General features: G+C 40.1%; 15 protein-coding genes and 1 other annotated feature. All 15 genes read right to left on the reverse strand.

Translation table 11 applies throughout. The features are described from left to right. Positions 1–3 precede the first annotated feature (3 nt). Positions 4–2,643 carry an alanine--tRNA ligase gene (alaS, locus tag Q5O24_12905; protein ID WKY47245.1) on the reverse strand — a complete coding sequence of 880 codons (2,640 nt, stop codon included), beginning with the start codon at positions 2,641–2,643 and terminating at the stop codon, positions 4–6. A 71-nt stretch (positions 2,644–2,714) separates the two neighbouring features. Continuing rightward, positions 2,715–2,923 (reverse strand) — a binding site (T-box leader). Between the two features lie 52 nt (positions 2,924–2,975). Next, positions 2,976–3,620 carry an acetolactate decarboxylase gene (locus Q5O24_12910; protein WKY47246.1) on the reverse strand — a complete coding sequence of 215 codons (645 nt, stop codon included), beginning with the start codon at positions 3,618–3,620 and terminating at the stop codon, positions 2,976–2,978. A 98-nt stretch (positions 3,621–3,718) separates the two neighbouring features. Continuing rightward, complete coding sequence (locus Q5O24_12915; GenBank protein WKY47247.1) at positions 3,719–4,096, reverse strand: iron-sulfur cluster assembly scaffold protein; 378 nt, start codon at positions 4,094–4,096, stop codon at positions 3,719–3,721. A 20-nt stretch (positions 4,097–4,116) separates the two neighbouring features. Next, positions 4,117–5,322, reverse strand: coding sequence for a cysteine desulfurase NifS (gene nifS, locus Q5O24_12920; protein ID WKY47248.1), 1,206 nt, complete (start codon positions 5,320–5,322; stop codon positions 4,117–4,119). A 1-nt stretch (position 5,323) separates the two neighbouring features. After that, positions 5,324–5,731 (reverse strand): Rrf2 family transcriptional regulator, encoded by a 408-nt coding sequence (locus tag Q5O24_12925; protein WKY47249.1) that lies wholly within the window; start codon positions 5,729–5,731, stop codon positions 5,324–5,326. 217 nt (positions 5,732–5,948) lie between these two features. Then, positions 5,949–8,162 (reverse strand): bifunctional 4-hydroxy-3-methylbut-2-enyl diphosphate reductase/30S ribosomal protein S1, encoded by a 2,214-nt coding sequence (locus Q5O24_12930; GenBank protein WKY47250.1) that lies wholly within the window; start codon positions 8,160–8,162, stop codon positions 5,949–5,951. A gap of 8 nt (positions 8,163–8,170) precedes the next feature. Then, positions 8,171–8,746 (reverse strand): lysophospholipid acyltransferase family protein, encoded by a 576-nt coding sequence (locus Q5O24_12935; GenBank protein WKY47251.1) that lies wholly within the window; start codon positions 8,744–8,746, stop codon positions 8,171–8,173. Then, a complete protein-coding gene (gene cmk, locus Q5O24_12940; GenBank protein ID WKY47252.1) occupies positions 8,743–9,396 on the reverse strand; it encodes a (d)CMP kinase in 654 nt (217 codons plus the stop codon). Before cmk ends, Q5O24_12935 begins: the two co-directional genes overlap by 4 nt. A 12-nt stretch (positions 9,397–9,408) precedes the next feature. Next, complete coding sequence (locus tag Q5O24_12945) at positions 9,409–10,629, reverse strand: NAD(P)/FAD-dependent oxidoreductase (GenBank protein ID WKY47253.1); 1,221 nt, start codon at positions 10,627–10,629, stop codon at positions 9,409–9,411. Further along, positions 10,622–11,542, reverse strand: coding sequence for a MurR/RpiR family transcriptional regulator (locus Q5O24_12950; GenBank protein ID WKY47254.1), 921 nt, complete (start codon positions 11,540–11,542; stop codon positions 10,622–10,624). The genes Q5O24_12945 and Q5O24_12950 overlap by 8 nt, the downstream gene beginning before the upstream one ends. Then, entirely contained in the window at positions 11,539–12,120 is a 582-nt protein-coding gene (locus tag Q5O24_12955) for a class I SAM-dependent methyltransferase (protein ID WKY47255.1), read from the reverse strand. Before Q5O24_12955 ends, Q5O24_12950 begins: the two co-directional genes overlap by 4 nt. Beyond that, positions 12,110–12,508 (reverse strand): hypothetical protein, encoded by a 399-nt coding sequence (locus Q5O24_12960; protein ID WKY47256.1) that lies wholly within the window; start codon positions 12,506–12,508, stop codon positions 12,110–12,112. Before Q5O24_12960 ends, Q5O24_12955 begins: the two co-directional genes overlap by 11 nt. Continuing rightward, positions 12,502–13,212: a pseudouridine synthase gene (locus Q5O24_12965; protein WKY47257.1), complete on the reverse strand. Its 711-nt coding sequence runs from the start codon at positions 13,210–13,212 to the stop codon at positions 12,502–12,504. Before Q5O24_12965 ends, Q5O24_12960 begins: the two co-directional genes overlap by 7 nt. Continuing rightward, positions 13,209–13,814, reverse strand: coding sequence for an SMC-Scp complex subunit ScpB (gene scpB / locus Q5O24_12970; GenBank protein ID WKY47258.1), 606 nt, complete (start codon positions 13,812–13,814; stop codon positions 13,209–13,211). Before scpB ends, Q5O24_12965 begins: the two co-directional genes overlap by 4 nt. Beyond that, positions 13,814–14,536 (reverse strand): segregation/condensation protein A, encoded by a 723-nt coding sequence (locus tag Q5O24_12975; protein ID WKY47259.1) that lies wholly within the window; start codon positions 14,534–14,536, stop codon positions 13,814–13,816. The genes scpB and Q5O24_12975 overlap by 1 nt, the downstream gene beginning before the upstream one ends. Position 14,537: the final 1 nt, after the last annotated feature.

The raw sequence follows: 14,537 nt of genomic DNA on the forward strand, positions 1-14,537 counted from the left end.
TAATTAATTTAACTGTTCCTGAATCAGACTCTCACCCTTTTTCAATGCTTCCAACAGCTTTTCGGGTTGTTTTCCTCCAGCCTGCGCCATATCAGGACGGCCACCGCCGCCGCCGCCAGCCACTGCCGCCACTTCCTTAATTACCTTACCGGCATGGAAGCCCCGCTTGACAATATCTTTTGTTGCCATGGCAATAAAATTCACTTTATCATCTTTAGTCGAACCAAGCAATACAACCCCCGAACCCATTCTGTCTTTTAAAAGGTCACCGACAGTTCTTAACTCATCCATTCCTAAATTTTCGACATCGGCCACCGTCATTTGCACACCGGCAAAGATTGACATTTTCTGATGGATATCCAAAACCATATTTCCGGCAAATTTCTGTTTCAAATCCGCGATGGTTTTTTCCTTGTGTTTATTACTTTCTGAAAGTTCATGGACTTTTTCTAACAACTGTTCAGGATTGGTTTTTAAAGCACCTGCAACCTCCAGCAACGTATCATCCATTTTTTCAACCAGGTTAACTGCATTGAAACCAGTCGCTGCTTCAATTCGTCTTACGCCTGCCGCAACACCAGCTTCGCTGATTATTTTAAACATTCCGGCTTTGGCAGAATTTGTCATGTGGCATCCTCCACACAACTCTGTACTGTAATCGCCAATTTTAACAACCCGGACAATTTCGCCGTACTTTTCGCCAAATAATGCTGTCGCACCCAAAGCTTTAGCCTTATCAATAGACGTTTCAAATATTTCTACATCATAAGCTTCCAGAATTGCTTCATTAACGATTTCTTCAACCTGTCTGATTTCGTCATGGGTCATCGCCTGATAATGATTAAAGTCAAAACGTAATCTTTCCGGTGATACAAAAGAACCCGCCTGTTCTACATGTTCTCCCAAAACCTTTCGTAATGCCCGGTGCATCATATGCGTGGAAGTATGGTTTCTTTCCACTGCTTTTCTGAGTTTTTTATTGACTTCCGTAATAACCGTATCACCAACTTTAAAACTTCCGGATTTAACAATCCCGAAATGCAGATGTCGATTGAGGCTTCCCTTTTTACAATCAGTGATCTCAATTTCTCCACTGCCGCTCTGGATTAAACCTTTATCTCCGGTTTGTCCACCGCTTTCGGCATAAAAAGAAGTTTCATCAAGGAGAAGGATCACTTCATCTCCGGTTTTTGCTTCATCAACCAACTCTTCCTTAACTACCAGACCAAGAATTTCGCCTTCGGTTGTCAGATTATCGTAGCCAACAAAACGGCTTACGGCATCAGGACCTAAAGGATTAAAAGGATCATCAGCCCATACGGCATGGTCACTGTTGGCCCGGTCTTGTCGAGCGCGGTCTCTCTGAGCCTGCATTGCAGCTTCATATTCGCTAAGTTCTACTATCAACCCTCTCTCTTCAACAATTTCTTTTGTCAGATCAATAGGGAAACCATATGTATCGTAAAGTTTAAAGGCACCAAAACCAGGAAAAACCGATTTTTCCATTGCTATTAATTCACCAATTTCCTTGTTTAATAGCGACAGTCCCTGATCGATGGTTTGCTTGAATTTCTCTTCTTCGATGGTAATCAGTTTCTTAATAAAAGACTCTTTTTCTTTAAGTTCCGGGTAGGCACCTTCAGAAACCCGGATCGCTTCTTTCGCTACATCATACAGAAACAGCCCCTTGATACCCAATAATTTCCCGTGGCGAACCGCCCGTCGCAACAGTCGTCGCAAAACATAGCCACGACCTTCGTTGCCCGGCATAACCCCATCAGCAATCATAAAGGTAACACTTCTGATGTGGTCTGTGATGACGCGAATCGAAATATCATCTTCAGTATTCTCGCCATATTTCACACCGGCTTTTTGACAGATATAGTTTAAAACATGACCAACGGTATCCACTTCAAAAATGGTTCCCACGCCCTGCATTATCGTGGCTAAACGCTCCAGACCCATACCGGTATCAATATTAGGGTTTTCCAGTGGATTATAGTTTCCTGCTTCATCTTTGTCAAACTGGGTAAAAACAAGGTTCCAGAACTCAATGTAGCGGTCGCACTCGCAGCCTACACCACAGTCGGGGCTGTCACAACCATATTCTTCACCGCGATCATAGTAGAGCTCTGAACAGGGACCACAAGGTCCTAAACCATGCTCCCAGAAATTATCTTCCTTGCCCAGTCGAACAATGCGCTCAGCAGGAATTCCGACATCATTATGCCAGATATCATAAGCCTCATCATCATCCAAATAAATTGAAATATGAATCTTTTCAGCTGGCATTTCCATCACCTGAGTACAGAATTCCCAGGCCCATGGAATGGCTTCCTTTTTAAAATAATCGCCAAACGAAAAATTTCCGAGCATTTCAAAAAATGTCCCGTGTCGGGCTGTCTTGCCAACATTTTCGATGTCAGGTGTACGAATACATTTCTGACAGGTAGTCACCCGATTTCTTGGTGGTACTTCATCACCGGTAAAATAGGGTTTCATTGGTGCCATTCCCGAATTGATTAAAAGCAGACTTTTATCGTTGATTGGAACCAGGGGAAAGCTTTTGAGCCGCAAATGATCTTTCCCTTCAAAAAATTCCAAATACTTTTCTCTAATTTCATTAAGTCCTAATGGTTTCATTCTTTCTCCTTTATTCTTACATTATGTCAGAAGCTGACATTTTCATACAAACAAAAAAAGCCCTGCATCACGCAAGGGACGGTTATTTTTCCGCGGTACCACCCAAATTAGCAGTGCTAAGCACTGCTCTCTTTTTTGGATAACGGTTTCCCGGCAAAAAATACTTAGTTCTTCTCTGCAGCTCGGGCGCGGCAACTAAAACATACTTATAAAAGAATTCCACCAGCTTCTTTCTCTCTGCAATAACCATTGTTTGAGTCTTCGCCTTCAACGCTTTTTATTAATTCACAAACTTGATTATATTCATAAAACTTTTAATTGTCAACCTCTATTTAAGAATTAGCCAAAAGCTCAATCATTTGTGATTTAATCGAATATTTAATCGTTAATTTGCTACTTTTAAAATCATTGACATGACCACCGATTGTTTTATCATCTGAAATATAATGAAAATGCCAACCAACAACATTTCGGCCTTTTGCCGATAGCGGACAGCGAATTCCTATCATCGTCCCCTTCTGCCTTTTTAGTTTAACAACTTTCTGTTTTGAAACAATTTCTGAAAGACTTTGGTATGGCTTCTCCTGAGGCCAGACACTGTGGAGGATTAAATCAGGAAAGTCTCCTCGCAGAACAGCCAGAACGATCGGATCATCACCAGCAATCGCCTGATCCAATGCCTGGCCACACTCTTTCATCCCAGGCAAAGACTTGAGAACTATATTTTCTGATACTTCCAGAAATCCCATCACTGCAAAAGGAATCTTTTTTTGATTATTAATTGCTTTTATGAAACAATCTCCATCAGCCTGATAAACTTGACCGTCAATCAGCATTAATTCACCATCCAGTCCATTAAAAGTTCCAAGCCCGGTATCACCAAACTTTTTTAATCTTTCAATAGTCAGTTTCCCATCATAGCCTTTGTTGGTAAATGCTTCTAATGTAGAAAATTGATACAAAACGTTCTGATCCATTTCGCCTCCAATTTCACATCAATTTTTGATGTTTATTACCGATAATATTATAAAAAAGCCTTTAATTGCAGACTATGACTCCAATTAAAGGCTTTTAATTATTCCGTGATACTTTTTTTATAATCTTCGATAGCAGCCTGAATCGCTTCAGCAGCCAGCACCGAGCAATGGATTTTTTCGTTAGGGAGTCCGCCCAGGGCTTCAACTACTTCTGAATTCTTTAGTTTTGCAGCTTCTTCAATATTCATCCCGATAATCATGTCCGTGGCCATACTGCTACTGGCTATAGCCGCTCCACACCCAAATGTTTTAAAAGATGCGTCCTGAATGATTCCCTCATCATCAATCTGCAGGAATATCTTCATGATATCACCACAAGCCGGGCTACCTACTTGTCCCACTCCATTTGCCTGTTCTAATTCACCAACATGTTTGGGGTTCTGAAAGTTCTCCATTACTTTATCTGTATAATCCATTTTTATCTCCTTTTCTAACCTTAATGATGGTGGCCGGCATTCTCAAATACGGCATCATCAATAGGACAATTCACATCGATTGGCGACATCTTTCGAAGTCTTTCAATAATAACAACCAGCTGTTCAATCACATATTCAATATCTGCTTCTGTGGTGTGCTTTCCAATGCTAAGTCTTAATGACCCATGGGCTACACCAGCTGGCAAACCAATGGCCAACAGAACATGGGAAGGATCCAGCGATCCCGATGTACAAGCCGAGCCACTTGAAGCTGCAATACCTGCCAGATCAAGACTTAATAAAATCGATTCACCTTCAATATAGTCAAAACAGAAATTCACATTACCTGGTAGTCGCTTTGTCGGATGACCATTTAACCGAACTTGAGGTATTTTATCCATCACGCCAGCAATCAATAAGTCTCTGAGTTTCTTTTCATGATTGCTATTAGCTTCCAAATCTGCGACAGCCAGTTCTGCAGCCTTTCCGAAAGCCGCTATACCCGCGGTGTTTTCAGTCCCGGCTCTTTTTTTACGCTCCTGGGCACCTCCATGAATCAGATTTTCAATCAGGACACCTTTTCTGATAAAAAGTGCTCCCATTCCTTTAGGACCGTAAATTTTATGTGCCGACAGCGACAAAAGATCAACATTGAGCTCCTTGACATCAATTGGCACATTACCAAAAGCCTGTACGGCATCAGTATGAAAAATAATTCCCTTTTCCTTTACAATCTCGCCTATTTCTTTAATTGGTTCAATTGTACCAATTTCGTTATTAGCAAACATAATCGAAACCAGAATAGTATCTTTGCGAATAGCCTGTTTTAGATCTTCTAAAGAAATTAGACCAAATTCATCAACAGGTAGATAGGTCACATCAAACCCCTCTTTTTCGAGATATTCACAAGTATGTAAAATTGCATGATGTTCTATTTGAGTTGTAATGATGTGGTTTCCTTTAGCACGATTCTTCATGGCTACGCCTTTAATAGCCCAATTATCCGCTTCTGATCCGCTACCAGTGAAATAAATTTCACGAATATCTGCATTAATAGCTTTAGCCAGTTGTTCTCTGGCAGCTTCCACGTACTTTTTCACACGCCGCCCTTCTTGGTATATTGATGAAGGATTTCCGTATTCTTCAGTTAATACCTTAGACATGACCTCAAATACCTGGGGATCAACAGGTGTGGTTGCCGCATGATCTAAATAAATTCTTTTCATTTTACGCCTCTTTTCCATCCAGTAAATCTTGTAAAGTCCGATTATCGATAACCTGACTGATACTAGCCATAACGTCTGTCCACAATCCTCTGGTTAGACACTCAGCTGACTTCTCACAATTATATCCGGCGATGCAATCTGCCAGCTCAATCGGACCTTCCAGCGCTCTAATAATATCGCCAATGATAATTTCATCCGGATCACGCGACAAGATGTAGCCACCTCTCGCTCCGCGAATACTTTTAACCAGACCAGCTCTTTTTAAAGCCGAGAACAGTTGCTCCATATATGAGTCAGAAAAACTCTGTTTTTCTGCTATTTCCTTAATAGATATCGGACCTTTCCCATAGTGCAGTGACAATTCAACCATAGCCAGCACTCCATATCGTCCTTTTGTAGATAATTTCAAAATAAGCCTCCTATTCAAATCCAAGTATTCCGCTTGGATTTAATAGTATTATATCACGCTCAAAAAAAAATGCAACAAAAAAAAATAAAACCTGTGACAAAGTTCATTTTCAATGACTTTGTTACAGGCTTTTTCTGAATCTTAAAGTTTGTTTTATCAGATCATCAAACTACTGCTATTTTGTAGTTCACCTGAAATACAAACTCTTCAGACCATCTTATTCTTCGTTATCGTCAAACAATCCACTAAACATATCACCGAATGAATCACCCAGTGTTACGCCAGCATTTTCTTCGTATACAGTAGTATTACGGTTTTCATTCCCCTGTGGTCGCGGTTTACGAGCTCTTGGTGCAGAACTTGAACTTCTTTCACGTTCGCCACGGTTGCTGCTCTGTTCTCTTCTAGGAGCCGGACGTTCCGGAGCTTCTTCTGTCGCTTTTTTACTTAAACTGATTTTTTCTTTTTCTTCATTGATACCAATGATTTTAACCTTCAGCGTTTCACCAACACTTAATACTGAAGCAACCGATTCAACACGGCTGTAGCTGATTTCAGAAATATGAATCAGACCTTCTACACCTGGAATAATTCGAGCGAAAGCACCAAAATCAAGGATATTAGTGATGGTAACTTCTACTTCATCATCAACTTTATACTCACTGATAAATGCATCCCATGGTCGTGGCATTAAAACTTTTACGCTTAATTTGATTTTTTTGTCTTCATCGTTCTTGCCAATAACTTTGGCTTCGATTTCCTGACCTTTTTCAACAGCGTCTTTAGGATCGCCAATTTTTTCCCATGTCAGATCTGAACGGTGAACGAATCCATCAATACCATCAAGATCAACAAAAATTCCAAAACTAGTAATAGTTTTTACAGTACCTTTTACGATATCATCAACATTCAATTCATCAAATCGTTTGTCCTTGACCTGTTTAGCCTGTTCACGTCTTTCTTTAATATCTTTTTCAAGAATTACTTTCTGCGAAAGAATCGCACGACGACGTTTTGGATTATAGTCAATGATTAAGCCTTTGACTTTTTCACCAATCAGCGTTTTTAGATCTTTAACGTAACGAACATGATATTGTGAAGCCGGCATATAGATATCAGTAAATCCAATATCCACAATCAGGCCATTTCCTGAAATATCTTTTACTGTTCCTTCCAGAACTGTTTTATTTTCAAAAGCATCACGCAGCTGATCCTGAATCAGTCGATTATCATACTTGATTTTTGAAAGTTTAACATTTCCAGAACCTTCATTCAAATCAGTAACGATGCACCAAATCTTATCATTCATTTTTACAAGTTCTGATAAAGATTCTTCACTTTTCCAGGTAAAATCGCTTTTCTTGATGACTCCGTCCGCTTTGTATCCGATGTTTAAAATAACTTCATCTTCATCAATATGAATAACTTCACCTTCTACTGCTGCACCACGTCGAATTGTCTTTAATGACTCTTCTATTTCGGCAGCAAAATCAAAGTTAGCATCATCATACTCGTCTTTGACAGCCTCACCAGCTTCCACTTCTACCTCTGCATTCGTAACTTCTTCGACTGCATTTTCTTCAGCAAATTTGTTTTGCTCTTCCATACCTTCCAATACCTCCTTAACGATCCAATCCGGTGTTGATGCGCCTGCCGTTATGCCTATTCTCTGATACTGCATAACCTCATTCATATCTAAATCCCGGATGGTTTCTATATGACAAGTTTTTTCGCAGAAGGATTTACAGATATCAAACAGTTTTTGGGTATTTGAACTGTGATATCCTCCAACTACGATCATATATTCTACTTCCTCTGCAGTGTTTTTCGCAGCTGCCTGTCGTTCAGCTGTGGCACTACAAATAGTATTAAATATAACTATTTCACGGGCTTTTGGAGCTACTGTTTCACAAATTTCTGTGAATTTAGCTTCCACAATAGTGGTTTGAGCCACAATACATATTTTATCATAGTTTTCAAACTTTTCCAACTCATTTATTTTATTAATTATTAAAGCTTGCTCTTCACACCAGCCGTTGGCGCCAATGACTTCCGGATGATTTTTATCGCCGACAATCAGAATTTGATAGCCAAGACGGTGATACTCTTCAACCTTTTTCTGAACCGCCCGAACATATGGGCAAGTTGCATTAACAATTGTCAGCCCCTTTTTTTCGAGTCTTTCTATTATCTGTTTACTAACTCCATGAGATCTTAAAATCACATAACCTTCAGATAACGATTCGATTTTATCTTCAGAAATAATTTCGACGCCTTTTTTTTTAAGTCTTTCAATTTCCTGTTTATTGTGACTGACCGGTCCCAGCGAATATATTTTTTGATCATTTTCCTGAAGAGTTTCCATAACCAACTTCATTGCATTTTTAATTCCAAAACAATATCCTGATTTCTCTGAAACAATTATTTCCATCTTATATCCTACTTAAGTTCATAAACCTGATCCATAATTTCTTCACTTATTTTTTTTAATTCTTCTTCAGAATGTTTTTTCCCATAGTATTCTGTCAGGTATATAGGTTCTCCTACAACAATTTCAATTTTCCGGCGAAATCCATACTTACCAACAATTCGAACGGGAATGATCGGCGACTTAGTTTTCAGTGCAAAAACCACAAATCCCGATGCCGGAGGAATCCTTTCCCCCTCCTTCACTCGGGTGCCTTCCGGAAAAATACCCAGCAATTCCTGTTCACGCAGAACCTTTAAGGAAGTCTTAATGGTTTCCATCCCTACATTTCCCCGATTAACCGGAAAGGCATACAGGTGCGTCAACAGCCATCTTAAAAAGGGGTTTTTAAACAACTCAGCTTTGGCCATAAAGTGAATATAACGTGGCGTTATAGACGCAATGACACACGGATCATATATACTCACATGATTAGGACATATTAGTGCGCTGCCTGTCTTGGGAATGTTTTCTTTCCCACGGATTTTAAAATTAAAAATCAACAAATTAATAAAATAAACGATAACCCGACAAATACTATAAATCATAAATCCGCTCCATCAATCACCTTACAGAGCATTGCAACCACTTCGTCAATACTATGACCAGTCGTATCTATTAAAACAGCATCCTCAACTTTGCAAAGAGGTGCAACTTCCCGATTTTTATCATTTTCATCACGGATTTCAATTTCTGTTTTTATCTGCTCCAGACTTTTCTCCATATCTTTACCAGTCATTTCCTTATGCCGGCGATTTGCCCGCTCTGTTACATCAGCATCAAGATAAAATTTAAACTGGGCATCAGGGAGTACTACCGACCCAATATCCCGACCATCCATTACAACTGATGTCTTTTTTGCATAAGCCTGTTGCTGCTTTACCATGATATTTCGGACCGCTGATATTTTAGCCACATCTGATGTATGTCTTGATACCAAAGGAGTTCTAATCAATAAGGTAACATCCTCCCCATTACAAAACACCCGTTCTGCCTTGAATTCAATAACTGAATTCAAGGCAATGCGAATAATCTCTTCCTCATCTGAAAAACAGTCTCCCAATTCTTTCAGGACACAATGAGCAACACACCGATACATAGCTCCTGTATCCAAATAGGTGATTCCATAAACTTCAGCCAGTTTTTTGGCGATGGTACTTTTTCCCGCCCCTGCCGGGCCGTCAATGGCTATTTGCATTCTTTTCCTCCATTAAACATTTTGTCCGGCCAGAAATCCCGTTGAAACAGCTAATTGAATATTAAATCCACCGGTAAAGGCATCAATATCAAGCATTTCACCAGCTAAATACAGTCCTTTTATCAGCTTGGATTCCATGGTGCTGGGATTGACTTCTTTAACAGATATCCCACCTGCTGTAATTACAGCCTCCTTAAAACCGCGAAGAGATTCCACTCTTATTTCAAGGTTTTTCATAAGTTTAGCCAGATTTTGTCGATTTTCTCTGGTAATCTGATTAGTTTTCTGATTCGGATTTATCCCTGACATCTGAGTTATTACCGGAATCATTTTTGCTGGCAATAAATCATTTAGACTATTGGAAAAATCCCGATTCTGATACTTTAAAAAATCACGACTGATTCTTTTATCCAGCTGTTCTTCACTAAGACCAGGTTTCAAATCCAAATTCAAAGAATAGTCAGCAGGCTCTTTTCTCATCAGAGAACTCATCGATAAAACAAGGGGACCGGAAACGCCAAAATGTGTAAACAGCATTTCTCCCAGATCACTGCTAATCTTTTTTCTTCTTTCCAGAAGAGTCAATTCGACATTTTTAAGCGACAAGCCCTGAAGGCTTTTAGGCCACTGTTCACGAGTATTCATTGGTACCAGCGCCGGTCTTAATGGCGTAACAGTATGACCCGCCTGGCTTAGAATTTCGAAAAAAGCTCCGTCGGATCCCGTCGAAGGATATGATTTCCCCCCCGTTGCCAGAATTATAGCATCATAACATTTACTTGTCTTGCTGTTCAATTCAAGTCCCAATATGCTGCCATCTTCAATTCTAAGACCCGTGACTTTCTGATTTAAAAAAACCTCTACTTTATTTCTTTCAAGTTTTTTTGCAAACCCTTTGATTACGTCACTTGATTTGTCTGAAGCCGGAAATACCCGATCTCCCCTTTCAATTTTCAAAGCGACCCCGGCATCTTCCATAAAAGCCATAAAATCCTGATTATTAAACCTGTTTAGGGCAGAATACATAAAACGCGGATTACTTATAATCATCTTCAAAAATTGCTCAGCATCACAGGCATTAGTTAAATTACATCGCCCTTTGCCGGTAATATAAAGTTTCTTCCCCAACTTCTCATTCTGATCGTATAAATCCACCTGATGTCCAGCCTCTGCCGCAATAACAGCCGCCATCATCCCCGCCGGACCACCACCAACAATTCCTATCTTACTCATCTTTCTCCTTCTGACTCACTTCTTCATCAGTATAAATATAATGATCTTTCCAGATTGTTTCCAGTTCATTAAAAGCTTCTTTTGTTCTGCTAATATTTCGAAGTCCAACAGAAATAACCAATGCATTGATCAGCGATAAGGGAGCTACCAGCGAATCCACAAATGAATAGACGTTGCTTTTGGCAATTAGCCGATATCTGGTAAAATCATTTATTGGTGCAGTATTACTATCGGAAATCGTAATGATTTGTACCCCTTTTGCTTCAAGAAATTCAACCGCTTCATAAGTTTTCTGAGCGTATCGCGGAAAACTGATAGCAATCACCAGATCTTCTTCATTTACATGAATCAGGTGCTCATAGATATCCGAAACCCCATAATTAACAACCCTGACATTATCAAGGATTAGATTAAGATAATAACCCAGATGTTCCGTTAGTAGGGTGGTTGTTCGAAAGCCGATGATAATAACCTTTCTGGCTGCTAAAATCAAATCAATACACTCAGTAAATAGATCATAGTCAAATTCTTCGAATGTCGAATTAATATTTCGCATATCGGTTTTCAAGACATTCTGAACCGTCTCCTGGAAGGCTTTTTCTTTTTCTTCAAGTTTAATGGATTGCTCGATTCTTTCCAGTGTTGTCAGTTTCCTATTGATTTCATTCTTTAACGCCCGGCGAAATTCCGGATACCCTTCATAGCCAATCGCAACCGAAAAACGGCCTACCGTCGCTTCGCTGACATTCACCTCATTAGCCACTTTAATGGCAGACATTTCTGGAACCTTTTCATAATACTCAAGAATAAAGTCCGCAATCCGCTTATGACTCTTGCTAAGCTGCTGATATATTTTTCTGATATAGGATAAAGTATCTCGATTTTCATTACGATTTACTTCTGCTTCTTTCATATAACCCCCATTTTTTGAACGATTAAAAGGGTCGGTGGGTGATTTCGATTCAGAGTCTGAAAATGGTGTGAAACAAAGGGTTTTTCGAGATTTCTCGCCCAGTCAAGTACCGTTGCCGTTTCCTTTTGTCCTTCGGGATGACCTGGATAAAGACAAACCGTCATCAAGCCACCTGCTTCAAGAAAGCACAGACATTTGTTTAAAAGCACCATGGTCGTTTCAGTTTTAGTTACTACTTCCTGCGTACCACCTGGCAAATAACCCAAATTGATCGTCACTGCTTTTATACTGTTGACTCCATCATCTTCCAGATATTTGTCAAAGTTACTATGTTCTGCCTGAATCAACCTTACCCGATGTCTTAATTCATTTTGTTCTAAAAGCAGCTGCGTCTTATCAATAGCTGATTTCTGAATATCAAACGCAAATACTTTTCCAGTTTCCCCTACTGCACGGGCTAAGCCTAGTGTATCATTGCCATTCCCGGCAGTCGCATCCAAGACCTTATCGCCAGTGCAAATAACCGGTTCCAGAAATCTCCAGACAAGATCGGTAATTCGCAGCGAATTATTGACCACGGCACCCCTCACATGGTTTGAAAAACTCTGCCGGAAAATCCTCGTTTACCAGTCCATCTAAGCCTTTAATAAATTTATGTCCTAAAAAGTATTCGTCAAACACATTTCCCGATGGTTTTACCAGAGCTTTTTTGAATTCCATCTCAGCCATCTTATAAAAAAGCGTTCGTACGATTCCATCAAGAACTGAAAGACGGTTTTCACTCTGACAAGGCATTTTAATTTCATAAATGCTAACCTGAGCGTCATCATAATAAAAACGGATTGCCCCTAAAACTTCATCCGTTTCAGTATCTTCAGCCGCAATATAAAGGTCTTTTTGTTTTTCTTTTTCGGGAAAAAGAAAGCTAATTTTATCAAATTCCCGGGGAAAGCCAATTTTTACCATTTATTTATCTCCTTCAAGTAATTCACTTCTTCTTCTTTGAGCCTTCGACTCTCACCGCTTTTTAGTGTACCAAGCTCAAGTTTTCCGATAGCCGTTCTCTTTAGACTGATTATCGGTGTCCCCATGGCCTGACACATTTTTCGAATCTGCCGTTTCTTTCCTTCATGAATAATCATTTCAAGTAAGGTTCTGCCTTTTTGAGAAGCCAATATCCGAATTTTCGCTGGCGATGTCTGATAATTTTCGATTTGCATCCCTTTTGCAAACTCCTGTAAGGCTCGTTCCGATGGACATCCCTCTACCCAGCCCTGATATGTTTTTGTAAACTCATGTTTAGGATGGGTCAGTAAAAAGGTCAGCTCACCATCGTTCGTTAAGAGCAACAGCCCCTCTGTATCCATATCAAGTCGTCCCACCGGATGCAGGCCAGGTATTTGGGGAAACAAATCCATTACACAGGGTCTGTCATGAGTATCCTTAACCGTTGTTACAACCCCTTTAGGCTTGTTAAGAAACAGGTAGACCAGACCTGGCTTTTCTAAAATGCGACCGTCCACTTCAATCTTATCGATAAAAGGATCAATCTGACTGCCCAACTCGTTCACAAGCTGGCCATTTACTTTTACACGACCATCAAGTATCAGGTTTTCAGACTTTCTTCTCGAAGCAACACCGCAGGCTGCCATATATTTTTGCAGTCTCATTTAGTTTCTCCCTCAACAAACTCATCTGATCCAGGCATAGCTTTGACTTCATTGGCTTCGTCAAAGCTAAATATCTGCTGTTGCCCCTCGGAGAAGGTCTCATAATCCGGCATCTCCTTTAAATCCTTAAAACCCATTGCTTTTAAAAACTCGTTAGTTGTTTTGTAAAGATAGGGCCTGCCTGGTGCTTCCAGCCGTCCACTTTCACAAATCAGCTGTTGATCAAGAAGTCTTTGGATTGCCTTACTGGAGGCAACACCACGGATTTCATCAATTACCTGCCTGGTTATCGGCTGCCGATAGGCAATAATTGCCAGGGTTTCCATGGCGGCCCGGGAAATCCCATTTTTCTGTTCCTGACCCATAATCTGTTGAATCTGTTGGTGCAGTTCCGGTTTAGTTGACAACTGAAAAGTCTCTTTGACCTCGATAAGGCGGATTCCTCTGGCTTTTGAGCGATAATCCTGTCGTAAAACCTCCATCGCAAAACGAATATCTGCCGCCGGTACTTCAAGGACTTTAACAAGACTGCTTAATGAAACTGCATCACCCGCTCCAAATAATATCCCCTCTAAGATTCCCGCCAGTTCATCACTATCCATTAACACGCCTCCTCATGGATCGAAATATCAAAAAACAACCTTTCCTGGAACAATCTGATACCCTTGAATTTCACCATCTCCAATAGCGATAACAAAATCACCACTACTTCTTCTCGACAGATTTCCGGACGCAACAGGTCAGTGAAACTCAATCCTTTGTCTCCTGCTTCTCTTAACACTTGCGTAATTTCCACAATTTTATCTTCAATACTGTAAATCTCCTTGGCAATTTCCTGTTCTTTAATTGAAGTATCCGATACAGCTTCCTTTTTGATCAGTACTTTTTTTAAGGCTTCGGCTAACGCAAAGGGGTCAATCGACAGATCAATCGGCTGACTCTTTACTGGCAGATATTCAGGATCTTTGTATATAGCCATTAGTTCATACTCTTCACGTTCTTTCAGGTAAGCACTAATTTCCTTGAATATTTTATATTCCATTAACTGGCGAACCAGCTTCTTTTCAAGGTCTTCGGGTTCTTCTTCGGTCTTCGTCTTGGGCAGCAGGGCTTTAGCCTTAATTTCCAATAGTCTTGACGCCATTAAAACAAATTCACTAGCAATCTCCAGGTCCATTTCCTGCCATTCTTTCATCTGTTTCAGATACTGACCAGTAATCTCTGAGATAGAGATTTCACATATATTGATCTTATTCTTCTGAATCAAATGAATCAGAAGATCTAATGGTCCTTCAAATCCATTTAAATTAACATCAACACTCATT

It is taken from the genome of Eubacteriaceae bacterium ES3, assembly GCA_030586155.1.
GTDB lineage: Bacteria > Bacillota > Clostridia > Eubacteriales > Eubacteriaceae > Acetobacterium.

Bases quoted from the DNA above. Each gene is read 5' to 3' on its own strand.
- Q5O24_12965 (WKY47257.1), bottom strand. From the start codon at position 13,212: ATGAGACTGCAAAAATATATGGCAGCCTGCGGTGTTGCTTCGAGAAGA.
- alaS (WKY47245.1), bottom strand. From the start codon at position 2,643: ATGAAACCATTAGGACTTAATGAAATTAGAGAAAAGTATTTGGAATTT.
- cmk (WKY47252.1), bottom strand. From the start codon at position 9,396: ATGCAAATAGCCATTGACGGCCCGGCAGGGGCGGGAAAAAGTACCATC.
- Q5O24_12930 (WKY47250.1), bottom strand. From the start codon at position 8,162: ATGGAAATAATTGTTTCAGAGAAATCAGGATATTGTTTTGGAATTAAA.
- Q5O24_12910 (WKY47246.1), bottom strand. From the start codon at position 3,620: ATGGATCAGAACGTTTTGTATCAATTTTCTACATTAGAAGCATTTACC.
- Q5O24_12945 (WKY47253.1), bottom strand. From the start codon at position 10,629: ATGAGTAAGATAGGAATTGTTGGTGGTGGTCCGGCGGGGATGATGGCG.
- Q5O24_12950 (WKY47254.1), bottom strand. From the start codon at position 11,542: ATGAAAGAAGCAGAAGTAAATCGTAATGAAAATCGAGATACTTTATCC.
- Q5O24_12935 (WKY47251.1), bottom strand. From the start codon at position 8,746: ATGATTTATAGTATTTGTCGGGTTATCGTTTATTTTATTAATTTGTTG.
- nifS (WKY47248.1), bottom strand. From the start codon at position 5,322: ATGAAAAGAATTTATTTAGATCATGCGGCAACCACACCTGTTGATCCC.
- Q5O24_12915 (WKY47247.1), bottom strand. From the start codon at position 4,096: ATGGATTATACAGATAAAGTAATGGAGAACTTTCAGAACCCCAAACAT.
- Q5O24_12960 (WKY47256.1), bottom strand. From the start codon at position 12,508: ATGGTAAAAATTGGCTTTCCCCGGGAATTTGATAAAATTAGCTTTCTT.
- scpB (WKY47258.1), bottom strand. From the start codon at position 13,814: ATGGATAGTGATGAACTGGCGGGAATCTTAGAGGGGATATTATTTGGA.
- Q5O24_12975 (WKY47259.1), bottom strand. From the start codon at position 14,536: ATGAGTGTTGATGTTAATTTAAATGGATTTGAAGGACCATTAGATCTT.